Origin of the sequence: Pectinatus haikarae, assembly GCF_050916305.1 — a bacterium.
In the GTDB taxonomy this organism is placed as follows: Bacteria; Bacillota; Negativicutes; order Selenomonadales; family Selenomonadaceae; genus Pectinatus; species Pectinatus haikarae.
This window is the reverse complement of sequence record NZ_CP116940.1, coordinates 921069-934212: the sequence shown is the minus strand read 5'-3', so window position 1 is coordinate 934212 and position 13144 is coordinate 921069. Positions and strand designations below refer to the sequence as shown.

Below are 13144 nucleotides of genomic sequence, written 5' to 3'. Positions count from 1 at the left end.
TTATGAACAAAGAAAAACTTTGGACTAAAAATTTTATTGCCTTAACAGGAGCAAACGGTTTTCTCTTCACGGGTTTCCACTGTCTTCTGCCCACACTGCCTGTCTATGCCGCCTCACTCGGTGCCACCGGCAGCCAGATCGGCATCGTTACCGGTATTTTTGGCTTTGCCGCTATCTTTGTACGTCTTTTTACCGACACAGGTGTGCGTTCCTTAGGCAAAAAAAAATGCCTTTATATCGGTTTGCTCCTGTCCTTTATTGCTACTGTCAGTTACCGTCTTTTTTCTTCTATAGATATACTTATTCTGGCGCGCATCATACACGGTTTCGGTTTCGGTCTGAGCACCACATTTGCTGCTGCCATAGTATCCGATGTCATTCCCGATTCCAGACGCGGCGAAGGAATCGGCTATTTTGGTTTAGGCAGTACCATAGCTATGGCTCTTGCACCGGCACTTGGTGTGCTGCTGCTTGACAACTACAGTTCCATATCCTTGTTTGCTTTTTCTGCCGCTGCCACATGTTTTGCCATACTGTGCACCAAAACCTCCAATGCAAAGGAAATCATACCTCAGCTGCCTACCAAAGCACTGAATAATTCAATAAAGAATAAATTATTTGAACATGGGACAGGTGTTCCAGCTATACTTACCATTCTGTTCGGTGTTGCTTACGGAAGTGTCAACACCTTTATTATTATGATGGCTAACGAAGCGGGCATCGCTGACGCCGGTCTGTTTTTTATCCTGGGAACTGTTTTTGTCTTTATTTCCCGTCCGTTCGGCGGACGTCTTTTCGATTTGAAGGGTGCTTTCTGGGTGGTGCTGCCCGGTGCGGTATGTTTTCTTCTTTCCCTATTTATTCTCATAAATTCGATATCTCTGCAGATGCTTTTAGGTGCTTCTGTCTTATATGGTCTCGGTGGCGGACTCCTGCTTCCCGCCCTGATGACATGGACACTCAATCTGGTGCGTTCCGATCGCCGCAGTGCTGCCAGTGCCACTTTTTATAACATGCTCGATATCGGTACCAGCGCTGGCATTATTCTTCTCGGCAGCGTAGCAGGAAGCATAGGATATATCAGCATGTATAATTATGTAATCTACACGATGATCGCATTTATTGTCTTTTTTCTGTTGCAGCATTTTTTCAATCCACGTTCGAAATCATTTGCTGCAGATAAGAATGAAAGCTGATATAAGGAAAAACCGCTTGCCTTTTTATGCTCTGCTACTATAAAATAATAAAAGCTGCCAACAATCTTTATACTTAATAAGTTTCTTATTCTTACCATAATAAACACAGAGATGACCTTTTCTGATCCTATGCAAAGAAGATGATAATTATAACCATTCATTCGTCAAATACGCCCCAATCTGATGACCTGCTGATACACTGCCTTTATCAAGCCACCCGCGTTTTTTCCAAAAGCCTGAACAACGCTATCAGCAATTTAGGAATATATAATTCTGAGTGGTCTGTTTTGAAAACAGTCAAGGAGCATGAGGCTGTTTCACAGTCTAAAATAGCCTCATATCTTGACATAGAGCCTGCCGCTATTTCTAAGACTCTTGCCAAGCTTGAAAAAAAAGGCAGCATACGCCGCTGCCGTCTCAACAATAATAAAGAAAAAAATATTCTGCTGACAGATACAGCTCTCTCCGTTTATCCCGAGCTGGCTGCAGCTGTAGAAAAGCATCGCAATCAGGCTTTAACGGGACTATCTTCGGCAGACCGGCAGCTGTTGGCAGGATTATTACGCAAAATATACAAAAATATCACTGAAGGCGATAAAGGATAATGTATCTTTGCCATTTCATCCGAATGATTTTTTTGTTATACTTTGGGATAAAGGCCAGCATATATCAAACAGCATTTTACACTCTTTATTCTATACTGGCATTGAGGAAAGGATGATCTTATGAATAAGTTTTTTAGGGAATTTAAGGCTTTTGCCATGCGCGGTAATGTTATTGATTTAGCCGTCGGTATCATCATTGGTTCCGCCTTCACTAAAATAGTCAATTCTCTCGTCAATTTCATCATAATGCCTCCTCTGGGGAAATTACTTGGCGGTATTGATTTTTCTAATTTATTTATCAACCTGAGCGACACGCATGCAGACACTTTGCAGCAGGCCAGCGATGCCAATATTCCCGTCATTGCCTATGGTGCTTTTTTAAATACATTAATAGACTTTCTGATAGTTGCTTTTGCCGTTTTCATTGTCGTCAGGCAGATCAATCGTTTCTCTGCCTCCAAGCCGGAGGAAAAAAAACCGCGTCTTTGCCCTTTCTGCAAAGAAACCATTGCCGATGATGCATTGCGCTGCCCGCACTGCACATCTAAGCTTGATTGAGTATTCTGTTCCTTTTGACCAGAATTAATAGACCAAATAAAAAAGATAACACGTAAACTTAACAGTTTATGCGTTATCTTTTTTATTTGGTCTATTGTCGCCTGCTTAACTATCAGTAAAAACCAATTTAGTAAATTTTTTAAGCTCTTCCACAGCCTTGATATCAATATCTTCATTCGTTATCAGGTAATCAATATCTTTCCATGACGCATATTCGACCAGTGCAGTAGACCGTGATTTATTGCTGTCCGCCAAAACAATGGCCAATTTGGAATTGCTGATCATAATTCTTTTTACATCAGCATCTGAAAAGTCGATCGATACCGGTCCGCAGTGCTCCTTAAACCCGCTGGACCCCAAAAAAGCAACATCGACTTTAATTTTACTGAGAAATTCAGTAGCTCCGAACCCCTCCAATGCCATTGTTGTATTATTAAGCTCTCCGCCACTCATGTAAACTTTATTTTTACTATTAACCAGCACATTAGCTGCACTGATAGAATTTGTAATAATTGTCAGGCCCTTTTTCAAATAAAGCATCTTTGCCAAGCAGAGAGCTGTGCTTCCTGCGTCAATAAAAAGAACTGCATTATTTTTTATAAAAGAAAGCGCCTTTTTAGCTATGGCATTTTTCAAATCAAAATTTTCTGCACTTCTTGTTTCAAGCGGTTTTTCCATTACTTCAAGAGAGGATAAGGCACCGCCGCGGCTCTTTTTTATAACACCCATCTTATCAAGATATATTAGATCTTTTCGTATCGTTTCCGTAGAAACAGTAAAATTATCGGCTAATTCTCCTACTTTTATGCTTCCATTTGAAACGATCAATTCCGCAATCTTATTTCTTCTCTCAGCAGTTATTAATCTGCCCATAAATAACACCCGCCACCTATAATATTTTATTTAATTATAACAGACAATCGTAATTTTAACCACATAAGGTCATTCTTTTTCCCAACTTTTACCAACAAAAAAGTTGTTTACAAGGAAAGACAACAATGTTATGCTGTTTATAGCAATAAAAAGCAATATATAAATTGCTAAAAATTGGTTTAAGGGGCAATGTATCTTGGAAAATCACATCACAATTTCACCTTCTCTGATATGCGCCGACTTGTGCAATCTAAAAAGCGAAGTCAGTCTTCTAAAAAAAGCCGGCATGCAGTCACTGCATGTTGACATCATCGATCCTCATTTCAGCCCAAGCATGCCCATCGGTTTATCAACGATAGAGCAGCTGCATCATAAATCACTCATGGATTTTGACATCCATATCATGTCTACAATGAATGAGTTTTTCATAAATGAATTGCTAAAAATAAATCCTGCCAGTATCACTTTTCATTATGAAACAACTTTGCATGTTGAAAAAATGCTGCAAATTATAAAGAATGCCGGAATAAAAACAGGTATTGCCTTAAATCCCGCCACTCCGATAGATACACTAAAGTATGTAATAAAAGAATGCGACTATCTTTTGCTGATGCTTATAAATCCCGGATATGCCGACGGTAAAAGTGAGGAAATGATCACCTATGCCACAGATAAAATCAGAGACTGCAAAAATTTTATCAAGGAGCACGGCGCTTCCACAAAAATAGTTGTTGACGGGCGCGTATCTATGGACGTTATTCCGGCCTTGATCGACGCCGGTGCCGAAGTGCTCGTTGCCGGGAGTAAAAGCATATTCCGCAAGGATAATACTTATGCCGAAAACTACAGGCAGGCAGTCGAGCTTATTAATAAACATTTAAAGGACGGTAATTGATATGACGTACGAAACGGCAAGATCACTGGTTATTGAAGAATGTTCCACCGCTCTGGCAAAGGTTGACGAGAAGGATGTAAATCAGCTCATCGACATGATCCTGCATGCCGATAAAATCTTTCTCATCGGTGTGGGACGTGTTAAGCTTGAGCTGGAGGCTTTTGCAAAAAGGCTCGTTCATCTGGGTATAAAAGCCCATATGGTCGGCGATATAACGGAACCGGCCATGACTGACAGGGATATATTAATAGTCGGCTCAGGCAGCGGAGAATCGCTCATTCCTGTTGCCATTGCAAAAAAAGCCAAACAAATAGGCGGTAAAATTGTCCATATAGGCTCCAATCCGCAAAGCAGCCTTTCACCTGTTACAGATCTTATGGTGCGGATTCCTGTGCAGACAAAACTTTACCTTGCCGATGAAATAACCTCGAAACAGCCAATGTCAAGCCTGTTTGAGCAGAGTCTGTTATTATTGTGCGATACGGTTGCGGCAATGATCGTGAATGACAAACATATAGAGTTAAAAAAATTATGGCATTATCATGCTAATCTTGAATAAATATCGTATATGAGGTGACTTGAAATGATAGCAGAGTATCTCAAGGATAATCTTTCTCTTCTGGACAGCGTGAATTCATGGGAAGAGAGTATAGCCGCCGCCAGTGAAGTATTGGTGAATAAGAAAGTTATCAGTGAATTATATGTGCAGGCTATGATCGATAATGTCAATAAAAATGGTTCTTATATTGTAATAGTCCCGCAAGTGGCTCTGGCTCATGCCCGACCAGATAACGGTGTGATAAAGACCGGCATATCACTTCTTAAACTGAATAAACCGGTAATGTTTCCAGAGGGAAAATCCGTCAATATAGTTGTGGTTCTGGCTGCAAATGAAGAAAAGAATCATTTGGAACTTATGTCAGAATTAGCCGACTTATTTATTGACGACAAAAAAATAGAAAATATAATATCGGCAGCTTCAGTTGATTATTTACAGCAATTAATTGAAAAGTCAGACTAATTTTCAATTTTTAAATATAATTTTCATAATTTTATATAATTGTAGAATATTGAAAGGATGAAACAAATGACAATTAATGTGCGTGCTAAAATACAAGCATTTGGCGGTTTTTTGACGGCAATGGTCATTCCCAATATGGGAGCATTCATAGCATGGGGTTTTATTACCGCACTATTTATCCCAACAGGCTGGATTCCCAATGAAGCCTTTGCTAAGCTCGTAAGTCCCATGGTAAGTTTACTGCTTCCCTTATTGTTATCCTATGCCGGAGGTAAATTAGTTTATGATACAAGAGGAGGCATAGCAGGGACTATTGGTACTATCGGACTTATTGTAGGCTCTGATATTCCAATGTTCCTTGGTGCCATGATAATGGGGCCACTTAGTGCTTTTATTATAAAGAAGTTCGATAAATCGATCGAAAACCGTATTCCTTCAGGCTTTGAAATGCTCATAAACAATTTTTCTCTGGGAATTATCGGCTTTATCCTCTGTCTTCTTGCCAATGCTCTCATCGGTCCGGTCATTCAAGATGCCAATTATCTTATAAGTACTGTAGTAAAGGCTCTTGTGAGCACGGGGATATTACCCGTCCTTGCTCTAATAAATGAACCTACAAAAGTATTATTTTTAAATAATGTCATTGACCAAGGGATTTATTATCCGCTCGGCATGCAGGATGCCCTGGCTACAGGCAAGTCGATATATTTTATGGCTGCTTCCAACCCCGGTGCCGGTTTAGGTCTGCTGCTGGCCTATTCCATATTTGGCAGGGGCAATGCCAAGAGCACAGCGCCCGGTGCAATAATCATCCATTTTTTTGGCGGAATACATGAAATGTATTTTCCTTTTGTTCTGATGAAGCCGCTTACAATTATTGCGATGATCGCCGGTTCTGCGTGCGGTATATTCACTTTTCAAATGTTTGATGCCGGCCTTGTTGCCGGACCAAGTCCAGGATCAATATTTGCTTATTTAGCATTGACTCCGAAGGGGCATTTTATTGGCATCATTGCCGGAGTTCTTGTGGCAGCCCTGGTAAGTTTTATAATAACTTCTTTTATCTTAAAAATATCCAAAGACAACAATGATGACGAATTGAGTGCCTCTATATTACAAACGCAATCCATGAAAAACGAAGGAAAAGACATCCTTTCAAATATCACTGAAACCGGAGCTGCTCAATCTTCACATGCTGTTGATGCTCCGATAAAATTTGTAGCTTTCGCATGTGATGCGGGAATGGACAGCAGTGCCATGGGTGCGAGTGTGATGAAAAAGAAACTTTTGAAAAACGATATTGATATCCGTGTGGAACATTTTGCTATTGAAAAGGTTCCCTCTGAAGCAGATGTTGTCATTACACATAAAAATCTGGCCGAACGGGCTAAATTAGCTTTAAAGGATAAAAAAATAGTAGCCATTGAAAACTATTTGGCAGATCCCAAGATAAGTGAGCTCATTGAAAAAATAAAAGAGCAGCAAAAATGATTTTTATAATTTAAAACGGAGGAATATTATGTTAGCCCTGCATTTTGGTGCCGGAAATATTGGACGCGGCTTTATCGGTCAGCTGCTGTCAGCTTCAAATTATGAAGTATGTTTCATTGATGTCAATCAGTCTGTTATTGATGATATTAACTCACTGAAGCAATATCATATCGAAATAGTCGGCGATGTTCCAGAACGCATTCTTATCCAAAATATATCAGCATTAAACAGCAGCGACACCGAAGCCATCACTGACAATCTCTTACATGCCGATATCATAACTACTGCACTCGGCCCCACCGCATTAAAATTTATTGCTCCCGTCATCTCTGCCGGATTATCAAAAAGGATCTCCCAAGACTGTCCTCCTATCAACATCATAGCCTGCGAAAACATGCAAGGAGCCAGTTCTATTTTACGGGAGCTTGTATGCGATCATTTATCTTCAAAGGATCTTCAGCAGCTTTCTAAATACGCCGGATTTCCTGATGCAGCGGTTGACAGAATAGTGCCATTGCAAAAAAACTCTGAAAAATTGCTGGTGCAAACCGAACGATTTTTTGAATGGGATGTTGATGAAACCGGTATAGCAGGAAATAAGCCACCCGTTAATGGCATAACTTATGTAAAAAACCTACAAGCATATATTGAGCGAAAACTTTTCGCAGTTAATGCCACTCACGCTGCAATTGCTTATTTAGGCTATATTCAAAACATAAATTATATAAATCAGGCGATCAACAATGATAATATTAGCAGTATCGTTAAATGCCTGTTAAAAGAAGCCGGTTTTCTTTTAAACAAAAAATATGATTTTTCCATAAATGAATTTAACGCTTATTCCCAAAGAATTTTACAGCGATTTTCCAGTAAATATATTGCAGATGATGTTACACGAGTGGGCAGATCACCCATTCGTAAATTAGGCGTAAACGATCGTTTGATCGCTCCAGCTATACAATTGGCCGACCTAGGCATTATTTCAGATGGATACTCGGCAGCAATTGCGGCTGCATTTTGCTTTGATTATAAAAATGATACCGAAGCTGTTGCCCTACAGGTTCACATCAAAAAGAACGGTCTCGCCAGTGCTTTATTTCATTACAGCAGGATAAATCCCCAGACAGAGCTGGGAAAGGTTATCTTGCATAAATATAACCTTCTGCAAAAATAAGCTTTTCCTATTATTGCCAATTTAAAACACGCTCTTTGGTCTGACATGTAATTAAACTTTTACAGTCTATCCGAAGGAGCGTGTTTTTTTGTTTGAAATAAAATTTTTATTTAAGCGGCACTATCTCACCGCTATGAAAAAGATATAGATATTTTTCTTTAACAGGCTTTGTTAGAATGGCCTCGACAGCTTCACTGTATAATTTTATCTGCATTTTATATTTCACAGCGGCCTCATCGCCCGAACAATTATCTGTCTTATAATCCACCAGCACCAATCCGTCAGATTCAGTGAAAAGCAGATCTATCACACCTTGTGTAAATATACGGTTTTCCGGCTGTGCATCGGCATAAAATCTCTGTGCTTCCAGCATACGGGAAAACTGCATTTCTCTCCGTACAAGAGGAGATTTCAACAGTCGTCTGCCCACAGAAGAGCAAAAAAACTTTTGTACGGACTGCCTGTTTACCCGTTTGATCTGTTCGCGTTCAATAATTTCTCTTTCTGCCATTTCCTCCAACTGTATTTGTATGCCCTTATCTGTCAAATCTTTTTTAAGATCCAAATGCTGCATGACACTGTGCATCAATGTACCGTATTCTATACCTGTCATCGCTGTTTTTTCCTGCAGGAAACGCGGTCTTGCATATTCGTCGGCAGAAAATATATTTTCCGTATCCGGTTCGGGTTCAAAGCGGCGTTTTATTTCTGTCACTGACAGCTTAGACGGCAGCTGCACTCCGGCAGCTTTAGAGTACTGCCAATTCAGTCGCTCTTCTACCCAAGCTTTGGCTGCTGTGCCGCTAAGCGGCTGATGTGTCCGTATTTTTTCGAATACCTCCGGCAGCGCGGTGTTTTTTTCTTTTGGAGCTGCCACCGTATTATTCCTTATTTCGATCTTCCATTCTGAATTTCCATACGGCAGGGGACTAGTTTCCGTCCTGCTGCTATCACAAAGTTCGTAAAGGGCGGTTCCGTCCGCATGCCTTGCCAGTGCAGGGCAGAGCCAATCAAGATAAGTTCCCGCATTTAATATTTGATAAACCGGCAGTGTTGTCTTGACAGCTTCTCCCGCCGCCTGACACCACACCGCTGCTTTTTTAGCCAAACTGCTGACAGTTCCTGTCAATATCAGCTTTTCTCTGGCTCTTGTCATTCCCACATAAAGGACACGAAGTTCCTCCGCCTTGCTTTCTTTCACTGTCTGCCTTGCGATAGCCTGTCTGGCAACAGTCGGATAACGTACATTGTATTGCAGATCATATACATACGGCCCCAAACCATATTTTTTATGAATAAGCAGCACTTGTCTGCTGTCCACCAGATTTATTCTTTTTCCCATATCGGCAATTATCACTACCGGAAATTCCAATCCTTTACTTTTGTGGATGGTCATTATTCTCACCACATCTTCATTTTCACCCAATGTTCTGGCTACAGATAAATCATTGCCGCTCTTTTGCATTTTCCCCACAAATAACAAAAACCGGAATAAGCCGCGGTAATCAGTTTCTTCATACGCGGCAGCTCTGTCGTACAACATGCGCAGATTCGCCTGCCGCAGTACTCCGCCCGGCATTGCTCCACAGTAGTCATAATATCCCGTTTCATCATAGAGCTGCCATATCAATTCGGGAACGCTTAATTGTTTTGCCACAGTGCGCCAGCGGTTTAAGTTCTGTAAAAACTCCGCTGCTTTATCTTTGAGAGTGCCAGCAACGTCTTTATGCGGTTCTCCCGTTTTTAGCAGCGCATCAAACAATTCTCCCTCTGTATCGTTGAGCCGTATCTGTGCTAATTCCTCTGTACTGAAGTTCACTATCGGTGAATGAAGGACGGCCGCAAGCGGTATGTCCTGCCGCGGATTATCAATGATCTGCAGTAAGGCCAGCATCACTCTTATTTCTGTTTCGGCAAAATATCCGCTGCTCAAAGCCGCATAAGCCGGTATATTATTGCTGCGTAATGCATCAAGAATTAAATCAGCCTTGCCGGCAGCCGAGCGCATCAGGATAACTATATCCCGGTATGTCAGCGGTCTGTACCTGCCGCTTTGTTTGTCAAAAACTTTTTGACTGCCTTCCATCAATTTTTTTATCCTTTTGGCAATGCAGTCAGCCTCGATCGAAAAACCCGAAAGTTCTTCTGTGCCTTCCTCTCCCTCCCGCGCATCGTCCGGCGCATCATTTTCCTGCGTATTATCCTTGTCCAGCAAAATCAGTTCTACTGTATCATCCAACGTGTCTTTTTGCTGCGGATAAGCCAAGCCGCAAACCAGAGCCTCATTGCCGCTATAATTCACTTCAGCTGTTTTTTCCGTCATCGTCTGGGAAAAAATAAAATTAACTGCCTGCAGAATATTTTCCCGACTGCGAAAGTTTTTGGAAAGGTCTATGCGTTTGCACTGTTCCGGCAGGAGAGGATACGTTCGGTATTTTTCCATAAACAGTTCCGGTTCAGCCAATCTGAAACGATAAATACTCTGCTTTACATCGCCTACCAAAAATTTACTTGTTTTTGCTCCGGCGATGAGTGAGATGATGGCTTCCTGCACACCGTTTGTATCCTGATATTCGTCAACCATTACTTCTTTATATTTGCCATTCATTTCTGCGGCGGCCTCTGTGGGGATAAGCTTCTGCACCGTCGATCTTTCATCTGCCAGAATCCGCAGAGCAAAATGTTCCAAATCGTTAAAATCGGCTATTACTCTTTCATGCTTTGCTTTGCCGAAGGCACATAGGAACTGCTCTGTCAGCCCGCATATAAACTGCATATTCTCTTTCTGGATATGCAGATCAAGAAAAAGTTTTTTAGGCGGCATTTGGAAAAAATCGCTCACGATGCTCCCTATTACATCTTTCTCTCTTTGACGGGCGCTTTTTAAATATTCCTTAAAGGATTCCGGCATATCGGACGGCAGCCGCATAACAGCAAAATGCAAGCCTTCCATTACAGCATACAGGGTTTCCCACCCCGCTAATAATCCGTCACTTATATCACTGAGCATAGAAAGATCACTTTGTATTGCTTTCACCTCACAGCCGCACTGTGAAGCGGCTTTTTCCATGGAAGAGTTTATGACCATACACTCATCAAGTACCAGCTCAAGTTCTGTTTTTAATATTTTTGCCCACTTTGTATCATCAATGCCGCCATTTTCCGGTGAATACAGATACTCCGGCAGCTGTTTGAGCCATTGCTCCGGAAAAGGCTGGCTCATTGCATATTCATAAAGAGATATAATTATTTCATATACGGCAGCATCACCTCGTTCATTGCCGTATGAATCGGCAAAATGCAAAAACAGTTCATTATTTTCATTCTCATACTGCTGTTCAATCAGTTCAGACAACACATCCTGTTTCAGTAGATTTATTTCCTGCTCTCCCGCAAGACGGAATTTAGGATCAATATCTATCTCATGAAAATAATGCCGAATGATTCCCTGGCAAAAAGAATGCAGCGTTGATATAGAGGCCGCATTCATGAGAACCAGCTGCCGTTCGAGCTTTTTCATCATAGTGCCCGCTCCCATTTCAGCAGCTGCGGTCAATTGTTCTTCCAAACGCCGTCCGATGCGTTCGCGCATTTCAGCAGCCGCTGCATTGGTAAAAGTTACGATCAAAATTTCGTTTATATCCACATTGTCGTCAAGTACCAGCCGAATAGTTCTTTCGACCAATACTGCCGTTTTTCCTGATCCGGCGGCTGCCGCCACAAGAATATTTTTTCCTCTCGTGCTTATAGCCTCTTCCTGTTCCCGAGTCCAAGCCATATGTTCTGCCTCTCTATTTCTGCGGCTGTTTTGCCGTAATTTTTTAGTCTATCTTTATTTATTATATCATTCGCCTTATATTTTGAGAACGCTGCCCTCACCTTGTACCTTTGCCGTATTTTGTATATTTTATCTCGTTCATTGTAAATATTCGCATACTTATATATACTGTCTATATATAGGCAATCTATAATTTTTTAAGGATGGTGATAATATTGAATTTAGCAATAGCAGGTACTGGCGGTATTGTAGCAACATGTCTTGAAGCTTTGACATTTCTTGATTCAATAAATCTGACAGCTATATGTGCCCGTCCCAAAAGCGAGCCAAAAGCGCACAAATTGGCGGCAAAGTACAAAATTGCTCAGGTTTATACCGATTATAACAGCATGCTCCAAAACAATGATATCGATTTTATCTATATTGGCATAGTCAACAGTATGCATTTCGAATATGCAAAGCTCGCTCTTCTTGCCGGAAAAAACGTTATTTGTGAGAAACCGGTTGCCTCTCATATTGAGGAGTTCAATGAATTGATGGCAATTGCTGAGAAAAACCATCTGTTCTTTTTTGAAGCTATAACACTCCTTTATTCGCCAAACTACGATTTTATCCGCCGCCATCTGACCTCCATCGGACGTTTACGCATGGTTCAATCCAACTATTTTCAATACTCCAGCCGCTATGACAATTTTTTACAGGGAATTGTCATGCCTGCCTTTGATCCTGCACTTTCAGGAGGCTGCCTGTATGATCTCAATGTTTACAATCTGCATTTTGTCATCGGTCTTCTCGGCAAACCGCTGAATATGAAATATTATGCCAATATCGCTGCCAATGGAATAGACACTTCCGGTGCCGCGATACTCACTTATGATGATACCATCGCTGTCTGCAGTGCCGCCAAGGATGCCGAAGGAATCAGCGGTGTTATTCTTGAGGGAGAAAAAGGTTATATCCATCTGAACAGCGAACCTAATATCTGTCGTAATGTGATTTTAAAGACCGCAGACAATATTGAAAATTTTGACGGCGAACAATATCCGAATCGCATGGTAGATGAATTTGCGGCTTTTGCCGATATTTATGAAAGAAATGATTTTTCCGCCTGTCTGAGACTGCTCAAACACAGTCAAACCGTAATGCATACGCTTACTGCACTGCGCGCTGATGCCGGCATAAAATTTGCATCGGACGGCAAATAGCACCGAACCGAAAATTATATACCATTATGAGGAAATAATGGTATAATTATAGACAGAAAAAGCTTGAAGCATATCGCTGCCGGTCAAAATTTATATTATTCTTTTGTTTTTGCTTAATATTATTAATGATATTATTAACTTGACTTATAGTTATTCTTGTTATAGAATAATCTTGATCTTTAAAGATTCAATTTACCATCAATATAGAAAATTTTATTTTCCCGTTTTTTCCCTTTTGAGGAAAGTTTCTAAACAACACATAGTATTGCTGTTTGTCCCGCAAAATTTATTCTGAAGATGAACTTCAGCTGATTAAGTTTTGTTTTTCACAAACTGTGGAACTACGTA

The 13144-nt window shown here is 40.9% G+C and carries 11 protein-coding genes; 9 read left to right on the top strand and 2 right to left on the bottom strand.

The window, feature by feature from the left end; translation table 11 throughout:
* Positions 1-2: 2 nt before the first annotated feature.
* The 3 genes from NXG61_RS04490 to mscL all read left to right on the top strand — a co-directional run bounded on the left by NXG61_RS04490 (position 3) and on the right by mscL (position 2359).
* The gene (locus NXG61_RS04490) at positions 3-1196 is read left to right on the top strand and encodes an MFS transporter (RefSeq protein WP_196604007.1); all 1194 of its coding nucleotides are present in this window, start codon (positions 3-5) and stop codon (positions 1194-1196) included.
* 140 nt (positions 1197-1336) lie between these two features.
* The gene (locus NXG61_RS04485) at positions 1337-1801 is read left to right on the top strand and encodes a MarR family winged helix-turn-helix transcriptional regulator (protein ID WP_307224025.1); all 465 of its coding nucleotides are present in this window, start codon (positions 1337-1339) and stop codon (positions 1799-1801) included.
* Between the two features lie 120 nt (positions 1802-1921).
* A complete protein-coding gene (gene mscL / locus NXG61_RS04480) occupies positions 1922-2359 on the top strand; it encodes a large conductance mechanosensitive channel protein MscL (RefSeq protein ID WP_196604009.1) in 438 nt (145 codons plus the stop codon).
* 105 nt (positions 2360-2464) lie between these two features.
* Here the strand turns inward: mscL and NXG61_RS04475 are convergent, their stop codons facing one another.
* On the bottom strand, positions 2465-3232 hold the full coding sequence (locus tag NXG61_RS04475) for a DeoR/GlpR family DNA-binding transcription regulator (protein WP_196604010.1): 768 nt from the start codon (positions 3230-3232) through the stop codon (positions 2465-2467).
* A gap of 196 nt (positions 3233-3428) precedes the next feature.
* Between NXG61_RS04475 and NXG61_RS04470 the strand changes: the two genes are divergently transcribed.
* The 5 genes from NXG61_RS04470 to NXG61_RS04450 all read left to right on the top strand — a co-directional run bounded on the left by NXG61_RS04470 (position 3429) and on the right by NXG61_RS04450 (position 7813).
* The gene (locus NXG61_RS04470; RefSeq protein WP_307224028.1) at positions 3429-4127 is read left to right on the top strand and encodes a ribulose-phosphate 3-epimerase; all 699 of its coding nucleotides are present in this window, start codon (positions 3429-3431) and stop codon (positions 4125-4127) included.
* A 1-nt stretch (position 4128) separates the two neighbouring features.
* The gene (gene hxlB / locus NXG61_RS04465; RefSeq protein ID WP_196604012.1) at positions 4129-4686 is read left to right on the top strand and encodes a 6-phospho-3-hexuloisomerase; all 558 of its coding nucleotides are present in this window, start codon (positions 4129-4131) and stop codon (positions 4684-4686) included.
* Positions 4687-4710: 24 nt separating this feature from the next.
* Complete coding sequence (locus NXG61_RS04460) at positions 4711-5148, top strand: PTS sugar transporter subunit IIA (RefSeq protein WP_307224030.1); 438 nt, start codon at positions 4711-4713, stop codon at positions 5146-5148.
* A gap of 66 nt (positions 5149-5214) precedes the next feature.
* Positions 5215-6639, top strand: coding sequence for a PTS mannitol transporter subunit IICB (locus tag NXG61_RS04455; protein WP_307224032.1), 1425 nt, complete (start codon positions 5215-5217; stop codon positions 6637-6639).
* Positions 6640-6667: 28 nt separating this feature from the next.
* On the top strand, positions 6668-7813 hold the full coding sequence (locus NXG61_RS04450) for a mannitol-1-phosphate 5-dehydrogenase (RefSeq protein WP_307224034.1): 1146 nt from the start codon (positions 6668-6670) through the stop codon (positions 7811-7813).
* A 106-nt stretch (positions 7814-7919) separates the two neighbouring features.
* Here the strand turns inward: NXG61_RS04450 and addA are convergent, their stop codons facing one another.
* Entirely contained in the window at positions 7920-11591 is a 3672-nt protein-coding gene (gene addA / locus NXG61_RS04445; RefSeq protein WP_307224036.1) for a helicase-exonuclease AddAB subunit AddA, read from the bottom strand.
* Positions 11592-11806: 215 nt separating this feature from the next.
* Here addA and NXG61_RS04440 point away from each other — a divergent pair, with 215 nt between their 5' ends.
* Positions 11807-12796: a Gfo/Idh/MocA family protein gene (locus NXG61_RS04440; protein WP_307224038.1), complete on the top strand. Its 990-nt coding sequence runs from the start codon at positions 11807-11809 to the stop codon at positions 12794-12796.
* The last annotated feature ends 348 nt before the right edge of the window (positions 12797-13144 follow it).